The following is a 24,099-nucleotide window of genomic DNA, read 5'->3' on the forward strand; positions in this document are numbered from 1 at the left end:
CCGGCGCTCGGGCGGGGCCTGCTCGATGATCAGTTCCTCGTCTTCCGGAATGCCGCGTTCGGGCGCGTGCGGCACTGGGCCCGTCGCGTCGTCGCTCATCTGGGATGCAAAAGCCTCGGATTGGTGACGATGGAAAGGATGTCGGCGGTGAGGTTCAGGAGGATGTAGGTCGCCGCGAAGATCAGGCTGCAGGCCTGCACCACGGGGATATCGCGCTTCTGCACGGAATCGACCATGAGCTGGCCGAGCCCGGGATAGACGAACACCACCTCGACCACCACCACGCCGACCACGAGATAGGCGAGGCTCAGCACCACCACATTGATGATCGGCGCAAGCGCGTTGGGCAGGGCGTGGTGCACGATGATGCGCGAACGCGAGATGCCCTTGAGCGTCGCCATCTCGATATAGGGGCTCGCCAGCAGGTTGATGATCGCCGCGCGCGTCATGCGCATCATGTGGGCGACCACGACCAGCGTCAGCGTGAAGGCGGGCAGCGCCACGCGGTAGACGCGTTCCCACAGGGGTTCCCCCGGATCGACATTGGACAGGCTCGGAAACCAGCCCGCCTGCACCGAGAGGAACAGGATCAGGATATAGGCGATGAAGAATTCGGGGAACGAGATCGACGACAGGGTGACGATATTGATCGTCCTGTCGAACAGGCTGTTGCGATAGAGCGCGGCGAGCAGGCCGAGCGCAAGCGCCAGCGGCACAGCGATCAGCGCCGTGACGGTGGCCAGGAACAGCGTGTTGAGGAGCCGGCCGCCGATCAGCTCGGCAATGTCGCGGCCATTGGCGAGCGAGCGCCCGAAATCGCCGTGCACCACGCCCCACAGCCAGTCGAGATAGCGGATATGCATCGGCAGGTCGAGGCCAAGCGAACGCCGGAACGCGGCGACCGTCTCGGGCGTCGCCGTCTGGCCGAGGATCTCCGTGGCGATGTCGCCGGGGAGGAGCTCGACCCCCAGAAAGATGATCAGCGACACGATCCACAGTGTGAGGAGGCCCAGAGCCAGTCTCTGGGCCACCAGTTTTGCGAGCTTGTTCATGAGCCGTCCGGTTCGCCGATCCCGATCACGTCTCCTTGAACCACCAGCGCTCCGCCGCGCGTAGGCCGTCCATGTCCCAGTTCGTGCCGATCTCGTCGTGGCCGACGGTCTTGGCCAGTGCGTTCACATAGGAGGCGAACATCGGCACGACGGTCCCGCCGTCGTCGCGCACGAGCCCCTGCATTTCCGCGTACATCTCGCCGCGCTTGGCCTCGTCGAGCTCGGAACGGGCGGCGACGAGCAGTTCGTTGAAGCGCGGGTTCATCCAGTGCGTATCGTTCCAGTTGGCATCCGCCGCATAGGCCTGGGAGAACATCCAGTCCGGGGTCGGGCGGCCGGACCAGTAGCACATGCACCACGGCTTCTTCATCCAGACGTTTTCCCAGTACCCGTCGGACGGCTCGCGCACGACATTGATGTCGATGCCCGCCGGGGCGGCGTGCTCCCGGTAGAGCACCGCAGCGTCGACGGCGCCGGCGAAGGCGGCGTCGGAGGCCGACAGGTTGACGCTGAGCGAGTCGAGACCGGCCTGCTTGAGGTGATATTTCGCCTTGTCCGGATCGTACTGGCGCTGCTCGAGGTCCTTGGCGAAATAGCGGTCGTTCGGGCTGATCGGATGGTCGTTGCCGACCTCGCCATAGCCGCGCAGGATCGTCTCGACGAGCTTCTCGCGGTCGACGCCGTATTTGAGCGCGAGGCGCACATTCACATCGTCGAAGGGCGCGACATCCACCAGCATGGGCACCGTGTAGTGCTGGCTGCCGGTTACCGACAGAACATCGACATTGGGATTGCGCTTGAGCAGGTGCACCGTCTTCAGGTCGCACCGGTCCATGGCGTGTATCTCGCCGGTGCTCAGCGCGTTGGTGCGCGCGGCGACGTCCTTGATCGCCAGGAACTCCACGGAGTCGAACCAGCCCCGGCCCTCCTTCCAGTAGTCCGGATTGCGCGTCACATTGGCCTTCACGCCATACTCGATATTCTCGAGCACGAAGGCGCCGCAGCCCACGCCGGAGGAGGGATCCTCCACCTTGCCGTCCTTCGACGGCATGATGGCGAGGTGGTAGTCCGACATCAGGAACGGGAAGTCGGCATTGCCGCCCTTGAGGGTGAACACCACCTTGGCCTTGCCGTCGGCCTTGATGTCCTCGATCGGATCGACGATGCCCTTGGCCGCCGATTTGGAGTCCTCGCCGCGATGGTGGTTGATCGAGGCGACGACATCCCCCGCCTCCAGAGTCTTGCCGTTATGGAAGGTGACGCCGTCGCGCAGCGTGAAGGTCCATACCTTCGCGTCCGGCGAGGCTTCCCAGTCCTGCGCGAGCGCACCGATGAGCTCGCCGGTATTGGACACCTCCGTCAGATAACCGTGCACCGAGTGGCCCACCGACTGCATGTAGGTGTCGAGATAGGTCGCAGGATCGAGGGAATCGGTGGTCGAGCCCGCGCCGATACCCATCTTGAAATGGCCGCCCTTGGAAGGCGCAGCCTTGGCCGCGCCGGAGAACATCGTCGACGCGGCCGCGGTCGTCACGCCCGCCGCGGCGGCGGCGACGATGAACTCGCGCCTGGAGATCGCGCCCGATCGCGCCAGCGCCTTCAGGGTTTCATATTCCGACATGCTCACCTCCCGTCATAAAGTGAAGTCCTTTCCGTTTCGCGGTCGCGGGGCCTGTCCGGCCCGCGACCCCCTGTCAATAGCCACGGGTCGGACGCGCCATGGCTGCGACGGCGCATCGCCAATCCGCACGAGAGTGTCACCCTCATGCCGGACAGCCCCAAGCTTTCGTGCCTTTCTCCCCCTCGGCATCGTGCAGCGCGGCATCCGCTTCCGCAGGCTCGACCGCCGCATCTTGTTTCCAGGCGAGGTTGCCGCACGACCCTGCGCCCGTTTGCCCCAACGCTGTCACGGCTCCGCCCCAAGGTCAACTGCGCGGCCACCCTTCCTTCCGGCTGCAAGTATTCGCGTCGGGGCGGCAAGTAATCCAACCGTTCCTCCTCCTATTTTCCTGTCCATACGGGGGCGCGCTTTTCTGCGAAGGCGCGGAATCCCTCCTTGTTGTCGTCTGACTCGTAGAGCTCGTCGACTGTGCGGAACTGGCGCTTGGTGATCCAGTTCATCGCCTCCTGGAACGTCATCGCCTCCGCCGCGCGCGCCACCTCCTTGATCGCGGCGAAGACGAGCGGCGGACCGCTCTCCAGCAGCCGCGCCACCTCCCAGACACGCGCCTCCAGGCGGTCCTCGGCGAGCACCTCGTTGACGAGCCCCCAGCGATGGGCCTCCGCGGCATCCATCCAGCGCCCGGTCAGCAGAAGGTCCATGGCGATATGATAGGGCATGCGCTTTGGCAGCTTGACGGTGGCGGCGTCCGCCAGCGTTCCCGCCCGGATCTCCGGAAGGGCGAAACTCGAATGCTCCGCCGCATAGATCAGGTCGCAGGACAGCGCCAGCTCGAACCCGCCGCCGACGGCCATGCCGTTCACCGCCGCGATCACGGGCTTGTTCATGTCGCGCAGCTCCTGGAGCCCGCCGAAGCCGCCGACGCCGTAATCGCCGTCGACCGCATCGCCGGAGGCGGCCGCCTTGAGGTCCCAGCCGGCGGAGAAGAACTTGGAGCCCGCCGTGCGCACGATGGCAACGCGCAGCTCGCGGTCGTCGCGAAAGGCCTTGAAGGTCTCGCCCATCGCCCGCGAGGTCGCAAGGTCGATGGCGTTCGCCTTGGGCCGGTCGAGGGTCACTTCCAGAATGCCGCCCTCGCGGCGTGTTCCGATCACATCCGTCACGGACCGTCCTCCTCCATTACGATCAGCGCATCGGCGATCCACGCGCCCTTGCCGCGCGGACAGACGATGAGCGGATTGATGTCCATCTCCGCAAGGCTCGCGGCATGGCGCACGGCAAAGTCCGCGATGCCTTCGAGCGCGGTCACGGCGGCCTCGACATCCGCCTGCATACGGCCGCGATAGCCATCCATGAGCGCGAACAGCTTCAGCGACCGCAGGGCCTCCTCGATCTCCGCCCGCGTCGCCGGCAGGAGCAGGGTGCGGCTGTCGGCGAGCAACTCGACCAGCACGCCCCCCGACCCGACGGTCATGACGGGACCGAATTGCGGATCGCCCGTCACACCGGCGATGAGCTCGGCCAGGCCGTCCTCCACCATGCGCTCGACGAGGAAGCCCGAGCCGAGCCCCTCAAGGGCCGACGCTGCCGCCTCCACCTCGTCCCGCGTGCGCAGGTTCAGGCGCACCGCGCCGCGCTCCGACTTGTGGGCAAGCCCCAGCGCCTTGACCGCGACCGGGTAGCCCACGATCTCGGAGGCGGCGATCGCCTCCGCGACGGTCGCCGCGCGCTGGCCGGGGGCGACCGGAAGCGCGCTGGCGGCCAATCTCTCCTTCGCCTCGTCCTCATCGAGCGCCGACGGTCCGCACGGGCCCTTTCGGTTGACGGCGACGACAGGGTCGGCCGGAGGTCGCCGCCAGGCCGCACCGATCTCCGCGGCCGCCTCCACCGCGTCGAGCGCCTCCGTAAAGCCGCTCAGGGGCACGACGCCGCGCTCCATGATCGCCGCGCAGTAGCCCTCCGGCAGGTTCTCCGGCATGCTCGCCACTATGGCGCCCCTGGCTCCATTGGCCTCGAGCGCGGCCGCGAAGGCGTCGACGGCGCTCTGCCACTCCGTGTCGAGGCAGCGGTCACCCCGCGGAAAATCGAGCAGCAGGAAATTGAAGTCGAACCCGCCGGAGACGAAGGCCCCGAAGGTCTTCTCCATCGCCGGCCGGTCGTCCCAGATGAAGGTGTGGTAGTCGAGCGGATTGGCGATGGCCACGAGCGGGCCCAGCGTTTCCGCCACACGCGCGCGATGTTCCGGCGCGAGCGGCCGGAACCGGGCGCGCCGCCCCGCCGCATGGTCGGCCATCAGGGCCGCCTCCCCGCCCGAGCAGCTCATGGAGGACACCGACAGACCGTCGAGCGGACCCGCCACATGCAGGAGCTTCAGCGTCTCCAGAAAGGCGGGCATGGACTGCACGCGCGCAATGCCGAGACGCCTCAGGAACGCGTCCGCCGCCGCGTCGCTGCCGGCCAGCGACGCCGTGTGGGAAACCGCCGCCTCGCGGGCGAGCTCGGAACGGCCCATCTTCATAGCGACCACCGGCTTGCCGAGCGCGCGGGCCCGCGCGGCCAGCCGTTCGAACCCCTGAACGCTGTCGAAGGCCTCGATATGAAGACCGAGGACCGAGACGCGCTCGTCCTCGATCAGGCCGAGCGCCATCTCCGACAGTCCCGTCTGGGCCTGGTTGCCGGCAGTCATCACATAGGCGAGCGGAAGTCCGCGCGCCTGCATGGTCATGTTGACGGCGATATTGGAGGATTGCGTGACGATAGCCGCGCCGCGCCCGCCTTCGCGAAGGCGCACACCGCCATGCTGGTCGGGCCACAGAAGGGCGCCGTCGCAGTAATTGATCACGCCATAGCAGTTCGGCCCGACGATCGGCATGGGCCCGGCCGCCTCCAGCAACGCGGCGTCCAGCGCCTCGCCGGATTGCGCTTCGCCCGCCTCCCTGAAACCGGACGCGAAGCAGACCGCACCGCCCGCCCCGCGCTCGCGGAGGTCGCGCACGATTTCCACGGTCAGGTGCCGGTTGACGCCGACGAAGGCCGCATCGGGTGCGCCCGGCAGCTCCGCGACGGAGCGGTAGGTCTTCAGGCCCTCCACCTCCTCGCGGGAGGGATGGACCGGCCAGATTTCGCCCGCAAAGCCCATCTTCAGCGACTGGCGCACGGCGGCCGCCGCCTGCGCGCCGCCGAAGACGGCAATGGTTCTGGGTCTGAGAAGCCGGTCGAGCCTGCCCATGGCTTATGCTCCGAGCGGTCTCAGCAACGCGCGGGAGATGATATGGCGCTGGATCTCGCTCGTCCCCTCCCAGATGCGCTCGATGCGCGCGTCGCGCCAGATACGCTCCAGCGGCAGCTCGTCCATGAGCCCCATGCCACCATGGATCTGGATCGCCTCGTCGGCGACCATGGCGAGCATCTCCGTCGCCTTGAGCTTGGCCATGGCCATGTCGGAATCGGTGACGGTGCCCTGGTCGTATTTCCACCCGGCCTCGAGCACCATGAGCTCCGCCGCCTTCATCTCCGTCGCCATGTCGGCGAGCTTGAAGGAGACACCCTGGAACTTGCCGATGGGCTGGTTGAACTGATGCCGCGTCGCCGCCCAGTCGACCGCATGGGCCATGGCGCGTTCGGCGCGGCCGAGGCAGGTGGCGGCCACCTGCAGCCGCGTCGCGCCGAGCCAGGAATTGGCCACCTCGAAGCCCTTGTGGACCTCGCCGAGCACGGCATCCTCCGGCACGCGGCAATCGTCGAAGGTCAGGATGGCGTTGGTGTAGCCGCGATGGGAGACATTGCGGTAGCCGGCACTCACCTCGAAGCCCGGACGATCCTTGTCAACGAAGAAGGCCGTGATCCGCTTGCGGGGGCCGCGCGGCGTCTCCTCCTCGCCGGTCGCGGCGAACAGGATGGTGAAGTCGGCCTCCTCGGCATGGCTGATGAAATGCTTGGTGCCGTTGATCACCCAGTCGGAGCCATCGCGCACCGCGGTCGTCTTCATGCCGCGCAGGTCGGAGCCCGCGCCGGGCTCCGTCATCGCCAGGCAATCGGCCTTCTCGCCGCGAACGCAGGGGAAGAGATACTTCTCCCTCTGTTCGGGCGTCCCGGCCATGAGGATGTTCGACGGCCTCGCCACGCAGGTCCAGTGGAGCGCGTAGTTCGCCCGGCCGAGCTCCTTCTCGTAGAGCAGCCAGGTGAGCGTATCGAGGCCCGCGCCGCCCGCCTCCTCCGGCATGTTGGCGGCATAGAGCCCGGCCTCGATGGCCTTGGCCTTGAGTTCCTCGACGAGCTCCGGCCTGAGCCGGCCCGTGCGCTCCACCTCCATCTCGTGGGGATAGAGCTCGTTCTCCACGAAGGCACGGGTCGTCTCGACGATCAGGCGCTGTTCTTCCGTCAGTGCGAAATCCATCGCCGCCTCACTCCGCTTCGCGTTTGGCCGCGGCATCGGCAAGGGCTGTCTCATAGGCGGCGAGCGTCCGGCCCGCGCCCCAGTCATTGCCCTTCAATGCCTTCATGATCGCCACCAGATTGTCGTCGCGCGCCTGTTCGAGCTCGCGGATCGAGAGATGGCCGGACTGGTCGTCCGACTGTCCGGCAATGAGTTCGACGAGTTCGTCGTCGAAGTCGGGCACGTCGGTGAGCCGCGTCCACGGCCATTTGAGACAGGGGCCGAACTGCGCCAGGAAATGGCGCATGCCCGCCTCGCCGCCAGCGACCCGATAGGTCTCGAACAGGCCCATCTGCGCCCACCGAAGCCCGAAGCCGTAGCGGATGGCGTCGTCGACCTCCTCCGTCGTGGCAACCCCGTCCTTCACGAGCCACAGCGCCTCGCGCCAGACCGCCTCCAGCATCCGGTCGGCGACGAAGGCCTCGATCTCCTTGCGGATACGCAAGGGCTTCATGCCGAGCGAGGCGATGAACGCCATGGCCTCCTCCACCGCTTCGGGCGCCGTGCGCTCGCCGGCGACGACCTCCACGAGCGGCAGGAGATAGACCGGGTTGAAGGGATGGGCCACGAGCAGGCGCCCGGGCGTCGCCATGGCCTCCTGCAGATCGCTCGGCATAATGCCGGAGGTCGAGGACGCGATGATCGTTTCCCCGGACGCGGCCGCCTCGATCTCGGCATAGACGGCATGCTTGATGTCGACGCGCTCGGGCACAGCCTCCACGATCCAGCCCGCATCGGCCACGGCCTCCGCGATGCTCTTCGCATGGGTGATCGTGCCGGCGGGCGGCAGGGGCGCGGAAGTGAGCCTGTCATAGGCGCGCCGGGCGTTGGCGAGCACCGCCGCGACCTTCTCCTCCGCATCGGGTGCGGGATCGTAGATGGCGACATCGATGCCGTTGAAGGCGAGACGGGCGACCCAGCCCGCCCCGATCACGCCGCCGCCGATGCAGGCGGCCTTGTCGATTGGTCTCACCGCGGTCACCAGCGCCTGACGAGCTTCATCTTCTCGCGGACCTCGTCCGGTCCCATGATCCGGCAGCCCATACCCTGCGCGGTCTTCACCGCCTGCTCGGTGAGCTGGCCGTTGGTCGCGAGAACGCCCTTCTTCAGCCAGATATTGTCCTCCAGCCCGACCCGGATATTGCCGCCGGCAAGCACCGCCATCGCGGCATAGGGAAGCTGATTGCGGCCGATGGAGAAGGCGGAGAACGTCCAGTCCTCCGGCAGGTTGGCGACGAGCGACATGAGCGTCGGGATATCGTCCGGCGCGCCCCAGGGAATGCCCATGCACAGCTGCACCATGACCGGATCGTCGAGAAGGCCCTGTCCGTGGAGCCACTTGGCAAGCAACAGATGCCCGGTATCGAAGACCTCCACCTCAGGCCGGACACCGAGCTCCTTGATGCGTCCGGCCATCGCCTGGAGCATGGAGGGCGTGTTGGTCATCACATAGCCGCCCTCGCCGAAATTCATCGTGCCGCAATCGAGCGTGCAGATTTCCGGCAGGATCCGCGCCACATGCTCGAGCCGGGCTTCCGCGCCGATCATGTCGGTGCCCTCATCCGCCGGCGGCAAAGGCTGTTCCACGGAGCCGAGCGTCAGGTCGCCGCCCATGCCGGCGGTGAGGTTCAGGACCATGTCGACGCCCGAGGCCTTGATGTGCTCCACGACTTCCTCGTAGAGCGCCACCTCGCGGGACGGCTTGCCGGTCTCGGGATCGCGCACATGGATATGGGTTATGGCGGCGCCGGCCTGCGCGGCCTCGATGCAGGCATCGGCGATCTGGCGCGGCGTGACAGGCACCTTGTCGGAGCGGCCCGTCGAATCGCCCGAACCGGTCACGGCACAGGTGATGAAGACATCGCGGCTCGGTGTGAGGCCCATGGCTTGCTGTCCCTCCTGTTGGCTTTCCCCAAGATCATGTCGGACTTGCGTCTCGATGCTTTGCGAATTACGAAATAATAATGACACTTTACGAAAAAGAACCAATCTTCGTCGCGGATTCCTCGCCGATCGCGGTGACGTTCCTCGTCTGCTCCGGCCTGTCGGTCATGTGTGTCGCCTCCGCGCTCGACCCGATTCGGGCTGCCAACCGGATCGCCGGACGGCAGGTCTTCTCCTGGCGCATCGTGTCCCTCGACGGCGAGCCCGCGATGACCACCTGCGGCCTACCTATCGCCGTCGACGGCGCCTTCGACCCGACCGCGCCGTCGGACATCTTCGCGATCATCGCCGGCTTCGGCGCGGATGTCCTCACCGAAAGCACCGTCCTCGCCGGCATCCGGAAGGCGGCGGCTTCCGCCCGCATGGCCGGCGGCATCGAGGCGGGCACCTGGATCCTCGCCCGCACCGGCCTGCTCGACGGCCACGCCGCCACCACCCATTGGGAAGATTTCGAGGAGTTCGCGACAACCTTTCCGGAGATCCGCTTCCGGCCCGACCGCTATGTGGTCGACGGCAATTTCTTCACCGCCGGCGGGGCCTCGCCGACCTTCGACCTCATGCTGCACCTCATCCGCACCCGGCTCGGCATCGCCACCGCGCTCGATGTCTCCAGCGTCTTCATCTATGACGAGGCGCGCGCGGCGGGCGACGCCCAGCCGCTCGTCTCGCTCGGCCGGCTCGATGCCTACGACCCCCGCCTCGCCGGCGCGGTCAGGATGATGGAGGCGACTGTCGACGCGCCGCTCACCACCGCGGCCATCGCCACACGGCAGGGCATCACCGCGCGCACTCTGGAGACCCTGTTCAGGCAGGCGCTCGGCGAAACGCCCGGAGCCTATTATCTGAGGTTGCGGCTGAACGCGGCGCGGCGGCTTGTGCGCGATTCACGCATTCCGCTCGCCGACATCGCCGCGCGCACGGGCTTCTCCTCCGCCGCCTCCTTCACCCGCGCCTTCCGCAAGGCCTTCGGCACAAGCCCCAGCGCATTGCGCCGAAAATAGGCCGGCGCCGCAACCATCGAGCATGGCAATTCCCTCACAGCCGCGCCTTCGTGCTGCGCGGCGTTGCCAGCAGCAGGCTCGTCTCGCTGCCGGTAATGCCCGGAATGAGGCGGACCCGGCGCAGCACGGCATCGAACTCCGCGAGCGACGACGTCCCGAGCTCGGCCACGAGGTCCCACCGGCCATTGGTCGTGTGCACGGTCGCCACCTCGGGGAACCCCCCAAGGGCGGAGATCACGCGGTCGGCGGCATGACCCTCGACCGCGATCAGCATGATGCCGCGCACCGCCTGGTCGACCGCATCGGCCCGCAGGATGACCGTGTAGCCGACGATCTCGCCCGCCCGTTCCAGGCGTTCCATGCGCGAACGCACCGTCGCCCGGGAAACGCCGAGCGCCAAGGCGAGATCGGAGATGCTGCGCCGCGCATCGTGGCGCAGGAGCGTGACGAGCTTCTCGTCGAGAGAGTCCATGTCCGAACTATTCACTCAAAACGGCAGCGTATTACTCCATAATGATAAGCCTATTCGGCATTTTTGCCAAATTCGACCGTTCACTTTGCCGCCGCCCCGGGGTTCGATGAACCATAGCTTTTGCAAACCGGGACAGTGTTGCCGATGCATTGCACGATCATCGATGCCCCCGTTCGGGACGGCGCCGGTCGAGCGGGCTGCGACATGGGGCCGGGCGCGCTGCGCGCAGCCGGACTTATCGACGCGATTTCCGGCCTCGGCCACCGTGTCGCCGACGCAGGACGGATCGAGCGGCGCCCGCTCCGCGCCATCTCTCACGGCAATACGGCGCTTAAGGCCCTGCCGGAGATCGCGGCCTGGACGGAAGCGCTGTCGGAAGCCGCCTACGCGGCGAGCGACGGCGCCATGCCCATCTTTCTCGGCGGCGACCATTCGATCTCGGCGGGAACGCTTGCCGGCCTCGCCCGGCGCGCGCAGACCGCCGGGAGACCGCTCTTCGTGCTGTGGCTCGACGCCCATCCCGACTTCCACACGCTCGAGACGACAACGAGCGGCAATCTTCACGGCATCCCGCTCGCCTATGCCGCCGGACGGCCGGGCTTTGCCGGCTATCTTCCCGACCTTCCGGCGACCGTCGATCCCGAGCGCATCTGCCTGTTCGGCATCCGCAGCGTCGACCCTGCCGAGCGCGACGCGCTTAACGCCGCCCGCGTCACCGTCCACGACATGCGCGCCATCCGCCGGCATGGCGCCGCAACGCCCATCGGCGACTTTCTCGCCCGCATCGCCCGCGAGGACGGGCTTCTCCATGTCAGCCTCGACGTGGATTTCCTCGACCCCGGGATCGCACCCGCCGTCGGGACCGCGGTGCCCGGCGGCGCGACCCTCGACGAGGCCCGTCTCGTCATGGCGCTGCTGTCGCAGGCAGGCCTCGTGACGAGCCTCGATCTCGTCGAGCTCAATCCCGTCCTCGACGGGGACGGCCGCACGGCGAGGCTGATCGTCGACCTCGTCGCAGACCTCATGGGCCGCCGCATCGAGCGCCGCCCCGCCACCGCCCGCCCCACAAGGAGTTTCTGATCATGGCCCATGCGCCTTCCGAGCTCGCCCTCGTCCCCTTCGTCAGCGTGGAGAACATGATGCGGATCGTCCATGCGGTCGGCATCGAGCGCTTTCTCGCCGAGCTTGCCGGCTATATCGAGGAGGATTTCCGGCGCTGGGAGCGCTTCGACAAGACGCCGCGCATCGCCTCCCATTCGCGCGAGGGCGTGATCGAGCTGATGCCCACCAGCGACGGCGAGGCCTATGGCTTCAAATATGTCAACGGCCATCCCAGGAACACGCGGGACGGTCGCCAGACCGTCACCGCCTTCGGCGTCATGGCCGGCGTCGACAACGGCTATCCCGTGCTCATCTCGGAAATGACCATCCTCACCGCCCTGCGCACCGCGGCGATGTCGGCGCTCGCGGCGAAGCATCTCGCGCCGCCGTCCGCGCGCACCATGGCGATCATCGGCAATGGCGCGCAGTCGGAGTTCCAGGCGCTCGCCTTCGGAGCGCTCCTCGGCATCGACCGGGTCAGGCTCCACGATATCGACCGCTCGGCCAGCGAGCGCTGCGCACGCAACCTCGCGGGCCGCGGCATCGACCTGTCGATTTGCGCCACACCGCAGGAGGCGGTGGAGGGCGCCGACATCGTCACCACCGTCACCGCCGACAAGCAATATGCGACGATTCTGACCGACAACATGGTCGGATCGGGGCTTCACATCAACGCCGTGGGCGGCGACTGCCCGGGCAAGACGGAGCTCCATCCCGATATCCTGAAGCGCTCCGGGATCTTCGTCGAATACCCCCCGCAGACGCGGATCGAGGGCGAGATCCAGCAGCTCGACCCCGACCATCCGGTCACCGAGCTGTGGCAGGTCATCGCCGGTACGGCGCCCGGACGCACGGCACGCGAGCAGATCACGCTGTTCGATTCCGTGGGCTTCGCGGTGGAGGATTTCTCCGCCCTTCGCTATGTCCGCGCGCTTCTCGAGACGGTTCCCCATTTCGACGCGCTCGACCTGCTCGCCGACCCGGACGACCCGCGTGACCTGTTCGGCATGGTGATGCGTGCCGCATCGCCCGCCCCTCGCGCCGCCAACGGAATCTGATTCAAAATCGATATAATATTGAATGGAAACCTGCATACGGCCCGATAGTTGCAGTATCAAGGAGTCAATATTTTAAGTATTTAATACAAATTTATTAGTCTTGTTTTGGTCATACTCCCTGAGTATCACCGATCATCATTACTCTGGGACATCAAATGGCGGCGGGGCGCCGGGCGATGCGGAACGAAGACAGGACCGTGACCGGTTCCGGCACGGAGGCCGTAAGGGTCGCGGTCGTCATTCCGGCCTACGGGCAGCCATCGCTGCTCTGCGAGGCGCTTCAAAGCGCTCTTGGCCAGCACACCGATTTCCGGTACGCGATCGTCGTCGTCAACGATGGCTGCCCGCACCCGGACACGCGGCGGATCTGCCTGTCGACGGCGCGCGCCAATCCCGGGCGCATCTTCTATCTGGAGAAACGCAATGGCGGGCTGAGCGCGGCCCGCAACAGCGGCATCGACTTCGCGCTCGGCGCCTTCCCCGCGCTCGAGGCGGTCTACTTCCTCGACAGCGACAACCGCATCGGGCCGCACCTCCTCCAGCGGCTGCTCGACGGGCTGCGCTCGGGCGATGCCCGCACGGGCTGGGCCTACACGGATATCGACAAGTTCGGCTTCGCCGAGTTCGGCGATACCTCAGGCCCCTATTCGCCACTCGAGCACCTGTTCCGCAACATCACGGAAGCAGGCAGCATGGCCTCGCGGCGCCTGCTCGATGCCGGCTGCCGGTTCGACACCAACATGCGCAAGGGCCTGGAAGACTGGGAATTCTGGATGCAGGGGTTGGAGAAGGGGTTTCATGGCGTCCATGTGCCCGATGCCGGCTTCCGCTACCGGCGCCGCGGCGAGAGCATGCTGGCGGCCGCCGAACGCGATCTCGCCCCGATCCTGTCCTATCTGCATGCCCGCCACCCGGCGTTGTTCACGCCCGCCGCCGTGCTCCAGACCGAGATCGCGACGAGCGCGCGCTACGCCGTCTATCACCCCGACACCGACCGGGTGAGCCTCATGGTCACGGCAGGCAGCCGCGAGATCGTCGATCGGGAGGCCTATCTGGAACGCCTGCTGCACGCCATGGAGAGGCCCGGATACGGCCGGTGCCCCGGCCATCTCGCCGTCATGGACGAGGCGCTGTTCGGCGCGCTCGCCGGGCTGCGCATGCTGACGGGCACATTGTGGATGCTGGAATGTGCCCTCAGGCGCGCGGCCCTCGTCACCGTGACATTCCGCGAGCCGGCGCCGGGCCAGCGGTTCGGCTGGACGAGCACGCGCATTCCCGTCGGCGCCGACCAGGCCTCGCCCATCACGCCGACCGGCGACGTCCATATCGTGGCGGCGGACGCCGGCGCCCTGCTCGCCAGCGTCACATCGGACCATGCCCTCCAGGGGCTTGCCGCCCAGTCGCACAAGCTTCTCCACGGCCTCTTCCTGGAGGCCGCGATAGCGGGCCTCGAAACCGCGCCGCTCGCCGACTGCGACGCGGCGGGCGCCCTCGCCGATCTCCAGCATGCCCTGCTCGACACGGCGGCCCGCCAGTACAGGAACCTGTGGAGGCAGGCCCCGCACGACCGCTACCGCGCCCGCCCCGCCTCGCCGGGCGATGTCTACCCCCACCTCTTCGGCCTGCCCTCGCTTCTGCCCTGCACCGCACAGGACAATGGGCGCCGGGCCGCCCTCGTGGTGGAAACGGGCGGAGAGCGCACTCTCGCCGCGGCCTCAAGCCTGTGCCGCAACCTCAAGAGCGAGGGCTGGACGGTGGACCTCGTCGTGCTCGGCCAGGAGATCGGCGGCCCCGCCGACGCCCTCGACGGGTTTGCGGAGATCGTCGGCCTTCCCCTCGACTGCCTCCAGCCGACGCTCGCGCCGATGGAGCGCCGGCGATATTTCGCGACCAGCGCACCGCGGCCCGGAGGATACGAGGCCGACGACACGCTTGCCACGCTCGCCAACCACCAGCTCGTCATATCGGTGGACGGCGATCTGGCGCACACCGTGATGGGGCGCCTCAGGACATTCAAGGTGAAGACCTGGGCCTATCTCGGACATGGCGACGACCGCCGCACACCAAGCGACATGGTCCATGGCTGCACCGCCTTCGAGGCCGCCTATGACGGCGTCATCGTGACGGAGGAGCGCATGTGGCATCTCTGCCGCGCGCTCGGGATTCCACACGGCAAGCTCCGCCTGCTGCCCGCGCCCGACCGGGCGGAGCCCCAGGAAACGACCAACGCAACAGACGAACCGGCCCTGATGTGATGCTGCACACCGACCGAGCGATCTTCACCGCCCTTTACGAGGCGACGCCCAAGGCGATGGTCTTCACGCCGCAACCGGGCGCGACAGTCCCCGAGCCCCATGGCGGGCGTCTGCGCTGGCTGGCCCTCCGCCCCGCGCCGGACGGCACGGCCGTCATCCACGACCCGTGCGATCCCCCGTCGGATCGGACCGGCACGTTGCCGCTCGAGATCCCGCCGGCCAATGTGTGGGCACTCTGGCTTCCGGCCCCGGGAGAGGCCGGCATGGTCGACGCGCTCCTGGCGTGGTGGGCGCGGGCCGGGGGCGAGGCGTCGCTGCCCGCCGTCATACGCGACGACAGGGCCGCTCTCGACCGCACGCTTCTCGACGCCGCACTGGCCAGGGCGGACGGGCTGGAGCACGACAATGCGCTCCTCAACCGCGATCTCGCCACGCTGCGCCAATGCCTGGAGGAGGAGGTGCGCATTCCGCCCGAGATCGAGGAGCTGATCGACAATCTGCGCCTGTCGCCGCCGCGTCTCGTCGTGAAGAGCCCGCCACCGGAGGGCGACATCGCCGCCCCCCGCGCCGACGGCCCGGACGCACCGCGCGATGGCGCGGCCGCGCTGGTCCAGCGCCTGCCCGTCTCGGCCCGCGGCCTTGCGGGCGTCGATCTCTTCGTGACGCATCCCGGATCCGCCACGTTGCGCATTGCGCTGACCAGCGCCGATTCCGGCCTGACACTCGCCCGATGGGTCCTGCCCGCGGAAACGCTGAAAGCCGGCTGGCTGCCATTGCGGCTGGAGCAGGCCTCCAGCCGCTCCCTGCGCGCGCTCGATCTCACCGTGTCGTGCGACGGCGGCGAGCCCGCGCGCCTGTCGATCTGCCCGACGGGTCTTCTGAGGGAATACCGCCTGTCCGGGCCGGGCCAGCCCGGCGACCCCGCATCGCCCGCCCGCATGCTCGCCTTCAGGATATGGGGCGGATATCCGGGTCAGCGGGCGGCGGAGAGCCTGTCCGGATCGCAGGCGGCATCCGTCAATCCCGTCATCGCCGTTGCGGACGATGTCCTCGCCGGCGTGCGGCTCACCCGCGAGATCACGGCCGGCTTCCCCTGCTTCGGCTATTCGGAACCCGGCGAGATCCTGCTCCGGCCGCTCCGCACCACGCCATCGGCCGCCGCCTTCGCGCTGCCGCCGACCGCCGGCCTCACCGCCGTCTCCTGCGAGGCGGTCATCGACGACACGCGCTGCCAGACCAGGGGGCTCGGAGCCCGCCTCGTGGTGATGCCGCACGGCTCGGACGTGGATGCGGCCGAACGCGGCGAGGGCGCGCTGGGGATCAGCGATTGGGAGGAGCTCGACGTGCCGCTCAAAGGTCACCGGCTGAACGCACGCCTTGCCGAACCGACCGATGCACCCGTCGACGTGCATCTCCTCACGCGCCTGCCGAAGGGCGGATCGATCCGCTATGCCCGGGTCGTGTTCCGGCGTTTCGAGACCGAGATCCATACGGGCACGGCCTGGGCGACGCCCCCCGCCCTTCCCGTCGACGCCGGAGTCCACGGCACGCCCCCCTCGACCGGCGACACACCACCGCTTGCGATGGCCGGAGCCGGCGTCCCGGACGCGCGCTGACGTCCCTCACGCATGGGGCGGCAGGGCGGCGCCGGCGAGCTTCGTCTTCGCCCAGTCCCGGACGCGGTAGTAACGCAGCATCATCTGCGGGGCGAAGGACATGTAGAATTGTGCCGGCGCGAGGGGCTCGAGCCTGAGCGCCAGGTCCTTCTCCGGCACGTCCCGCGCCCATTCCGCAAGAATGCCGCCGAGCATGCTGCCGGTCGGAACGCCGCGCCCCGACAGGCCGGTAACCGCCACGACACCCGGCGCAAGGCTGTAGAAGCGCGGCACGGTGCGCCGCTGCATGTCGAGCTCGCCGAACCAGAGATACTCCCATTCGGGATCGCGGGCGATCTGGGGATGGAGCCAGCGCAGCCGGTCGGTCATCACCCGGCGCGTAAAGGCGAGGTCGCGCCCGCGCCGGCCCATGGGGAACATCGAGGCGACGATGCGGCCTTCCGCATTGTACTTGTAGACATAGATGTCGCCACGCCCGTCATGGATGGTGGTGTTGTGCGGCAGGACGGATTTACGCTCCTCCGGCGTCAGCGGCTCGGTCGCGGCGACGAAGACGCGCATGATGCGGAAGGTCCGGTCGAGCCCCGGCCAGCCGCCGACCGTATAGGCGCCCGTCGCGAAGATCACCTTGTCGGCCACGACCGTGCCCTCGCCGGCCTCCACAGCCCAGGCACCGCCCCGCGCCGTCACGCCGCGCACCGGCGAGCCGGTATGGACGATGCCACCCTCCGCCATCACCGCCCGGGCGAGCCCGCGCGCATAGCCCAGCGGATTGAGATGTCCGCCCTCGGCATGAAACCAGGCCCCATGGAAACGCGGACTGCCGGTCATCGCCTCCGCTTCCGCCCGGTCGAGCATGCGGGTGTCCGCGCCGACGGCGTTGTATTCGGCCATCTTGGCCTCCAGCCCCGGAAGGGCCGTCGGCGTGTGCGCGGCCATGACATAGCCGTTCTGCTGCCACTCGCAGTCGATGTCGTAACGCGCGACCATGTCGGCAACGCGCCTGTTGGCCTGCGTCTGGCGCGCGATCAGCCGCTGCGCCCACGGCTCGCCCAGAACCCCGGAGAGCTCGGCCAGGCTGTAATGGGTAAAGGTCGGTGTGCAATGGCCGGCATTGCGGCCCGATCCGCCGAAGCCGATCTCCTGCGCCTCCAGGAGAACGGTCCGCACGCCGGCCCGGGCGAGTTCGAGCGCGGTGGTAAGGCCGGTATAGCCGCCGCCCACCACGCACACATCGGCGCGCACGGTGCCCTGAAGCGGTGCGGTATCGGCGGGCGGCGCCGCGGTGGCGTACCAGAGCGTCTCCTCGAAGGGTGAGAACTTGGGCATGCCCCGGCACTCCTCAATGAAGGTCGCTGCGCGCGTCCAGCGCATCGCGCAGGCCGTCGCCGATGAAGTTGAAACTGGTCACGGCCAGGGTGATCGTCACGCCCGGCACAATGGCGAGCCACGGTGCGCTGGCGAGATATTGCTGGGCGCCGTTCAGCATGTTGCCCCAGCTCGGCAGCGGCGGCTGGATGCCGTAGCCGAGGAAGCTCACATAGGCCTCCAGCAGGATCGCGCGTGCGACGGTGAGGGTAGCGGCCACGATGATCGGGCCGATGGCGTTGGGCAAGAGCTCGTGAAGCATCATGGTGCGGCTGCTCAGCCCCAGCATGCGGCCAGCCAGCATGAAGTCGCGCTCGCGCAAGGACCGCACCTCCGCCTCCACGATGCGCGCGATCTCCATCCAGCTCGTCACCGCGATGATGACCGTGATCATGATCGGGCTCGGCTTGATGAAGGCGGCGAGCGCGAGCAGCAGGAAGATGCTCGGAAACGACAGGAAGGCGTCGACGAAGCGCATGAGCGCGGCCCCGATGCGCCCGCCATAATAACCGGCCACGATGCCGATGGCCGTGCCGATGGCCGTCGACAGCAGCATGGCCGCGAAGCCCACGAGCAGCGAGATGCGCCCCGCCATGAACAGACGCGCCGCGATATCCCGCCCGAGCGGATCGGTGCCGAGAATGTGCGAACCGGTGAGCGGCGGCGCAAAACGCGCCCTCAGATCGATATAGAGCTCGTCGAAGGGCAGGAGATGGGGCCCGATCACGCAGGCAAGCGTCAAGAGCGTGATGAGGACCACGCCCAGCACGGCGAGCCTGTGGCGGGCGAAGCGGCGCACCGTCCTGCTCTGCCACCAACGGGTCCGCTCGGCCTGTGCGGTCTGTGACAACGGGGTCGACATCGCTTCCTCCCTAACCAAGCCTGATGCGCGGATCGGCGACGGCGACGAGCAGGTCGGCAAGGAGATTGCCGATCAGCACGAGGATCGCGGAGAACATGAGCAGCCCCATGACCACCGGGTAGTCGTTGTAGCCGAGACTGTCGAGGAACAGCCGGCCCATACCCGGCCATGTGAAGACCGTCTCGGTGACGAGCGCGCCGGACAGGATGGTCGGGATCTGCAGCCCGGCGAGCGTGATCATGGGCAGGAGCGCGTTGCGGATGACGTGCTTGAAGAGCACGCGGCGCCAGGCGAGCCCCTTGGCCTTGGCCGTTCGCACGAAATCCTGGTTGATGACGTCGAGCGTGGCGGTGCGCATATAACGGCTCCACACCGCCACATTGACGAGCGCGAGCACCACCGTCGGCATGATGAGATGGATGGCGTAGTCGCCGAGCGAGCCGTCGCCGATGGTGTACATGTTGCCCGCCGGCAGCCAGCCGAGCTTGAGCGAGAAGATGTAGATGGCGACGAGGCCGAACCAGAAGGTCGGGATCGACAGGGCCACCATGGCACCCACCGTCGCGGCGTAGTCGAACATGGAATAGCGCTTCGTCGCGCCCTTCACGCCCACCCAGGTTCCGATGGCGATGGACAGCGCCGTCGACGAGCCCATGAGCAGGAGCGTGGCGAAGAGGTGGCCGCCAATCACCTCCAGCACCGGCCTGTTGTCGCGGTAGGAGCGCCCCCAGTCGCCTTGCAGGAGGTTCCAGAACCAGTCGAGATACTGGACGGGCAGGGGCCGGTCGAGGCCCATCTGGTGCGCGATGCGCTCAAGCTCGGCCTGGGTCATTCCGGGCGTCAGCGCATATTGCGAGAGCGGCCCGCCGGGGGCGAGATTGAGCACCGCGAAACCGATGATCGAGACCAGCAGCAACAGCACGAGGCTCTGCCACAGGCGCGCGAGGAGATAGCGCAGCATGGCTGTCGTCTCCCAAGGACATGACGGGGCCCGGCGCGAGCCGGGCCCCGATTGGGGCCGTTACGCCCAGTGCCAGGTTCCCACATTCCAGGAATCGATGCGGACGTTCACATTGGGCGTGACGCCCTCGACGCCCTCCTTGTGGCCACGCACCGTGGCGTACTGGAACATGGGCAGGAAGGGCAGGTCGTGGCGCATGATCTCCTGGATCTTCAGGTAGACCTCCTTGCGCTTCTCCGGCACGAACAGCCGTCCGCCCTCCGCCAGGAGCTTGTCCACTTCCGGATTGGCGTACTGCCAGGTGTTCTGCCCCGCACCGCCCTGCGCGGCGATGGAGGTGGACCGGAAATAGTCCGACGTGTCGGGATCGGCGCCGGTCAGGAAGTTGATGCCGACCACGACGCTGTCGAACTGCGACATCATCCAGTACTCGCCCCACATGACCGCCGGCGGCAGGTTGGAGATCGTCATCTCCACACCGATCTCCTTGAAGGACTGCTGCATGAACTGCTGCACCTGCTCGCGGATATGGTTGCCCGCGGTCGTGGAGTTGGAGAACGACAGACGCACACCGTCCTTCTCGCGGATGCCGTCGTCGCCCGGCATCCAGCCCGCCTCGTCGAGCAGCGCATTGGCCTTCTCGATGCTGTACTCGTGCTTGGGCAGGTCCGGATTGTAGTAGAAGGACTGCTGCGGCATGTAGGTTTCGGTGGGCGCCGGCAGGCCGTAATAGAGCGCGTCGATGATCGTTTCCTTGTCGATCGCGTGGTAGAGCGCCTGACGTACGGCCAGTTCCTTGAACTGCGGGCGTTCCATGTTGAAGGTGACCGATTCCACCGTCGCCGACGGCACCACCGCCACTGCCTTGCCCGGAAGCTCCTTGGCCTCCTCATAGTGGTCCGGCGTGATCCACTGCAGGCCGATCACGTCGATATCCCCGGTCTTGAACTGCGTGTAGAGGACCGTCAGATCGGGGATATATTTGTAGATGATGCGTTCCAGATAGGGCCCTTCGCCGAAATAGTCCTCGTTGGCGGCAAGCTCGATATGGTCGCCGGCGACACGCTCCACCCATTTGAACGGGCCGGTCCCGACGGGCGCATTGTTGAAGGGCGCGTTGTTCCTGTCGGCCTCCGGCTCCAGAATGTGCTTCGGCACGATGAAGGTCGCCGCCAGGATCGAGGGATAGGGCGCGTAAGGCTTCTCCATGCGCCATGTGATCTCGGTCGGCGAGACCACCTCGATGTCGCGGACGAGATCGTGCCCGGTCCGCCGCCAGCTGCGGAACTGCGGATCGACCAGAAGCTCCAGCGTGAACTTCACGTCCTCAGCGGTGAACGGCGTGCCGTCGTGCCAGGTCACGTCGTCGCGCAGCTTCACGCGCCAGTTCAGGCCGTCCTCGGAGATACCGCCATTCGCCACGGTGGGCACCTCCGCGGCGAGCGCCGGGGTGAACTTGCCCTCCGGGTTCACCGCGAAGAGCGGATCGAAGACGCTGAAATGGATGCCCTCATCGACCTCGATATGAGGCATGTGCGGATTGAAGACCGTGGGCTCCTGCGAGAACCCGATGATCACCTGGCCGGTCGGCTTGTCCGGCGGCGCCGCGAAGGCCTGTCCCTTCCCCAGGAGACCGGGCATCACGAGACCGGACGCGCCGGCGAGCCCCATCATGGTCAATGCCTGACGCCGGGTCGGCCCGACCCCGCCTTTTACGGTGTTTTTCGACATCTCAACCTCCTCTCCACTTGTCCAGTGCCCCCTGTTGACGATCCGCCTTCTTTCGCGGGCGGATTTCAGAAACCGCTGATCGGCCGGATCTCCGAACCGTCGGAGAACCGGGAAAAGCGGAAATCGTGCGGATCGACCACCGGCGGCCGGCCAGTGACGATATCGGCCATGAGCCGGCCCGCCGCCGGCCCGATACCGAAGCCGTGGCCGGAAAAGCCGGTCGCGATATGGAAGCCTGGAATGGTGTCGACGGCGGAAATCACCGGCACCGCATCGGGCGTCACGTCGATATAGCCCGCCCAGCGCTGCGCGATCTCGGCGGCCTCGAAGGCCGGGAAGGCGCGCTTCAGGTTGGCGAGCGCCCTGTTGGAGAGCCTCTCCGACGGCTTCGGGTCGAGCACGCGGCAATATTCGAAGGGGCTCGCCTCGTCCATGCGCCAGCGGCCCGGAATGCGCGCCTCGTCGAGGAAGCGGCCGGAGAGGCGGAAGTTGAGCGAGCGCCATTCCTGCCTGAGGGCCGGCAGGAAGTTCATGGCATAGCGGAAGGACTTCGGAACGATATCGACCACGTTCTCGTGGCCCGAGGCCACGGTGTAGCCGCCGTCCTGGCGCTTGCGCACGGCAAAGCCGTTCGCCCAGACCGCCTGTTCGGGCCCGCCTTCAAGCGGCTTCGTCCTCAGGACGGAATTCATGACCTTGAGCTGCGGCAGATCGAGCCCGTAGAGGCCGCAGAACAGGTTGGACCAGGCGCCGCCCGCGAGAATGACGGAGCTGCACGCGATGGCGCCGCGCTCGGTGATGACGCCGGAGACCCTGCCGCCGGAGGTCTCGATGCCGCGCACCGCGCATTCTGTAAGGATGGCCGCGCCCTTGTCGCGGGCGGCCTCGGCGATGGCCGGCGCGGCCTTCTGCGGCTCCGCGCGGCCGTCGGCGGGCGTGTAGAGCGCGCCCTTGATATCCATCTCCGCGCCCGGAACGAGCGACCGGAACTCCGCGGGCGTGAGCATCCGCGCCTCGATCTGGTAGCCCTGCAGGTTCCGCGGCCAGCTCTCATGGCGCTCATATTCGGCGTCGTCTGCACAAGTGAACACGATGCCTGCGCGCCTGTAGCCGGTATCGCGGCCTGTGCGGCGGTCGAGCTCCGGCCAGATGCGCAGGGCTTCCGCCATCAGCGGCACCTCGCGGGGGTCGCGCCTGGAGATCCGCACCCAGCCCCAGTTGCGGCTCGACTGCTCCTGGCCGATGCCGCCCTTCTCGCACAAGGCGACGCTGACACCGCGCTCGGCAAGCTCCAGGGCCGTGGAACAGCCGACGATCCCGCCGCCGATCACGACGGCATCCACCCGGCTGGGCAGATCCTCATCCCCGTGGACGGGAACGACGCGAGGTCCGGGCATGGCTAGTAGCACTCCTCCAACTGGCAGTTGACGGTGAATTCCGCGACGCTCGCCTCGTTGGGCAGGTCGAGCAGCATGGATGCGGCACGCGCGAGGTCGTCCGGGTCGGTCATGGCGCTGTCGGCGCGGTCGGTCAGGCCGCGCGCCATGTCGGTGGCCACGAAGCTCGGGCAGATGGCAGTGGCGCGGATGCCGAGGTCCCAGCCGGCCTGGCGAATGCCGTGGGTCAGGGCAACGGCGGCGAATTTGGACATGGAATACAGGCCCGAGGTCGGCGACTTCACCCGCTTGCCCGACAGGGACGCGATCACGATGACCCGCCCCCTGCCGCTTTCCGCCAGAGCCTCCCAGGCGGCCGCCGCCAGCCGGCGCGGCGCCTTGACATTGACCGCCATGAGATCGTCCACATCGGCGTCGGTCGCCTCGATCACCGTCTTCGGGATCACGATCCCGGCATTGGCGACCACGGCGTCGATGCGCCCGAAGGCGGCCTGCGCCTCCGCGGCCCAGGCCGCTTCGGCCTGCGCGTTGCGCGCGTCATAGGCGAAGAGATGGACACGGTCGCGCGCCGCCCAGTCCGGCATGGCGGGGCTGCGCATGCCGAGCGAGAGCAGCCACCCGTCATCCGCCAGGCGCTTCGCGATGGCCGCGCCGATCCCGCGATTGGCGCCCGATATCATGGCCACTCTCGTTCCGGTCATGTCTCTCCCTCTTTTCTCTTCGGCCGCCCGGGCCGGTCATACGAGCCCGACGATCTGCCGGTATCGCTTTCTCAGAATGTCGAGCACGGTCTTCTGGTCCTCCTCGGAGATGCCGGCGAAGAAATCGCTCGACTGCCGGGTGACGATGCCGCGCACGCGCCGGGCGAGCTCCGCCCCCCTGTCGGTGACGTAGAGCTCCTGCGCGCGGGTGTCGGCGGCGGAAACCTCGCGCCTCAGGAGGCCGTGTTCTTCCAGGAAGTCGACGAGCCGGCCCATGGCGGACCGGTCCTTCAAAATGAGCTGGGCTATGACGGACGGCCGGATCCCGGGATGGCTGTCGACGAGCAGGAGCGTGGTGATCTTTCCCGTACCGCGCGCGACGTCCATGCCCTCCAGGCGATGGTCGAGATCGCGCGACATGGCCAGGTTGATGCTCCTGATATAGAAGCTCAGCGTATCCTCGAGGACGTCGAGATCGACATCCCTGATGGAGGTCGGCGGCGTTCCCTTGCCGCTCACAGATC

20 protein-coding genes are annotated in these 24,099 nt (G+C 67.6%); 5 read left to right on the plus strand and 15 right to left on the minus strand.

Features of this window, described 5'->3' with window-relative positions; translation table 11 throughout:
* Positions 1 to 95 precede the first annotated feature (95 nt).
* From HW532_RS09390 to HW532_RS09420, 7 genes are all read right to left on the minus strand, one after another.
* On the minus strand, positions 96 to 1,052 hold the full coding sequence (locus tag HW532_RS09390; protein WP_213164118.1) for an ABC transporter permease: 957 nt from the start codon (positions 1,050 to 1,052) through the stop codon (positions 96 to 98).
* Between the two features lie 25 nt (positions 1,053 to 1,077).
* The gene (locus HW532_RS09395) at positions 1,078 to 2,673 is read right to left on the minus strand and encodes an ABC transporter substrate-binding protein (RefSeq protein ID WP_213164119.1); all 1,596 of its coding nucleotides are present in this window, start codon (positions 2,671 to 2,673) and stop codon (positions 1,078 to 1,080) included.
* 380 nt (positions 2,674 to 3,053) lie between these two features.
* Positions 3,054 to 3,836: a carnitinyl-CoA dehydratase gene (locus HW532_RS09400; protein WP_213164120.1), complete on the minus strand. Its 783-nt coding sequence runs from the start codon at positions 3,834 to 3,836 to the stop codon at positions 3,054 to 3,056.
* Complete coding sequence (locus HW532_RS09405; RefSeq protein ID WP_213164121.1) at positions 3,833 to 5,902, minus strand: acetate--CoA ligase family protein; 2,070 nt, start codon at positions 5,900 to 5,902, stop codon at positions 3,833 to 3,835. The genes HW532_RS09400 and HW532_RS09405 overlap by 4 nt, the downstream gene beginning before the upstream one ends.
* 3 nt (positions 5,903 to 5,905) lie before the next feature.
* Complete coding sequence (locus HW532_RS09410) at positions 5,906 to 7,069, minus strand: acyl-CoA dehydrogenase family protein (RefSeq protein ID WP_213164122.1); 1,164 nt, start codon at positions 7,067 to 7,069, stop codon at positions 5,906 to 5,908.
* Between the two features lie 7 nt (positions 7,070 to 7,076).
* The gene (locus tag HW532_RS09415) at positions 7,077 to 8,081 is read right to left on the minus strand and encodes a 3-hydroxyacyl-CoA dehydrogenase NAD-binding domain-containing protein (RefSeq protein ID WP_213164123.1); all 1,005 of its coding nucleotides are present in this window, start codon (positions 8,079 to 8,081) and stop codon (positions 7,077 to 7,079) included.
* Positions 8,082 to 8,086: 5 nt separating this feature from the next.
* Entirely contained in the window at positions 8,087 to 8,992 is a 906-nt protein-coding gene (locus HW532_RS09420; RefSeq protein ID WP_213164124.1) for a beta-keto acid cleavage family enzyme, read from the minus strand.
* Positions 8,993 to 9,072: 80 nt separating this feature from the next.
* On the opposite strand from HW532_RS09420, the gene HW532_RS09425 reads away from it, so the two are divergent.
* Entirely contained in the window at positions 9,073 to 10,053 is a 981-nt protein-coding gene (locus tag HW532_RS09425) for a GlxA family transcriptional regulator (protein ID WP_213164125.1), read from the plus strand.
* A gap of 34 nt (positions 10,054 to 10,087) precedes the next feature.
* On the opposite strand, the gene HW532_RS09430 is transcribed toward HW532_RS09425, so the two are convergent.
* A complete protein-coding gene (locus HW532_RS09430) occupies positions 10,088 to 10,525 on the minus strand; it encodes an Lrp/AsnC family transcriptional regulator (protein ID WP_213164126.1) in 438 nt (145 codons plus the stop codon).
* Between the two features lie 144 nt (positions 10,526 to 10,669).
* Here HW532_RS09430 and rocF point away from each other — a divergent pair, with 144 nt between their 5' ends.
* From rocF to HW532_RS09450, 4 genes are all read left to right on the plus strand, one after another.
* Positions 10,670 to 11,605, plus strand: a complete 936-nt coding sequence (gene rocF, locus HW532_RS09435; RefSeq protein ID WP_213164127.1) for an arginase — start codon at positions 10,670 to 10,672, stop codon at positions 11,603 to 11,605.
* Positions 11,606 to 11,607: 2 nt separating this feature from the next.
* The gene (locus HW532_RS09440) at positions 11,608 to 12,684 is read left to right on the plus strand and encodes an ornithine cyclodeaminase (protein ID WP_213164128.1); all 1,077 of its coding nucleotides are present in this window, start codon (positions 11,608 to 11,610) and stop codon (positions 12,682 to 12,684) included.
* 197 nt (positions 12,685 to 12,881) lie between these two features.
* Entirely contained in the window at positions 12,882 to 14,939 is a 2,058-nt protein-coding gene (locus tag HW532_RS09445) for a glycosyltransferase family 2 protein (RefSeq protein WP_213164129.1), read from the plus strand.
* Positions 14,939 to 16,555 (plus strand): DUF6212 domain-containing protein, encoded by a 1,617-nt coding sequence (locus HW532_RS09450; RefSeq protein ID WP_213164130.1) that lies wholly within the window; start codon positions 14,939 to 14,941, stop codon positions 16,553 to 16,555. Before HW532_RS09445 ends, HW532_RS09450 begins: the two co-directional genes overlap by 1 nt.
* Positions 16,556 to 16,561: 6 nt before the next feature.
* Here the strand turns inward: HW532_RS09450 and HW532_RS09455 are convergent, their stop codons facing one another.
* From HW532_RS09455 to HW532_RS09485, 7 genes are all read right to left on the minus strand, one after another.
* Positions 16,562 to 17,884 carry an NAD(P)/FAD-dependent oxidoreductase gene (locus tag HW532_RS09455; protein WP_213164131.1) on the minus strand — a complete coding sequence of 441 codons (1,323 nt, stop codon included), beginning with the start codon at positions 17,882 to 17,884 and terminating at the stop codon, positions 16,562 to 16,564.
* A 13-nt stretch (positions 17,885 to 17,897) separates the two neighbouring features.
* A complete protein-coding gene (locus HW532_RS09460) occupies positions 17,898 to 18,785 on the minus strand; it encodes an ABC transporter permease (RefSeq protein ID WP_213164132.1) in 888 nt (295 codons plus the stop codon).
* A 10-nt stretch (positions 18,786 to 18,795) separates the two neighbouring features.
* A complete protein-coding gene (locus HW532_RS09465) occupies positions 18,796 to 19,746 on the minus strand; it encodes an ABC transporter permease (RefSeq protein WP_213164133.1) in 951 nt (316 codons plus the stop codon).
* Between the two features lie 60 nt (positions 19,747 to 19,806).
* Positions 19,807 to 21,477 (minus strand): peptide ABC transporter substrate-binding protein, encoded by a 1,671-nt coding sequence (locus HW532_RS09470; protein WP_246479780.1) that lies wholly within the window; start codon positions 21,475 to 21,477, stop codon positions 19,807 to 19,809.
* A gap of 65 nt (positions 21,478 to 21,542) precedes the next feature.
* Positions 21,543 to 22,874 carry an NAD(P)/FAD-dependent oxidoreductase gene (locus HW532_RS09475; protein ID WP_213164134.1) on the minus strand — a complete coding sequence of 444 codons (1,332 nt, stop codon included), beginning with the start codon at positions 22,872 to 22,874 and terminating at the stop codon, positions 21,543 to 21,545.
* Positions 22,875 to 22,876: 2 nt separating this feature from the next.
* Complete coding sequence (locus HW532_RS09480) at positions 22,877 to 23,575, minus strand: SDR family NAD(P)-dependent oxidoreductase (protein WP_213164135.1); 699 nt, start codon at positions 23,573 to 23,575, stop codon at positions 22,877 to 22,879.
* A gap of 36 nt (positions 23,576 to 23,611) precedes the next feature.
* The gene (locus HW532_RS09485; protein WP_246479782.1) at positions 23,612 to 24,094 is read right to left on the minus strand and encodes a MarR family winged helix-turn-helix transcriptional regulator; all 483 of its coding nucleotides are present in this window, start codon (positions 24,092 to 24,094) and stop codon (positions 23,612 to 23,614) included.
* Positions 24,095 to 24,099: the final 5 nt, after the last annotated feature.

The organism is Kaustia mangrovi, assembly GCF_015482775.1.
Taxonomy (GTDB): Bacteria; Pseudomonadota; Alphaproteobacteria; order Rhizobiales; family Im1; genus Kaustia; species Kaustia mangrovi.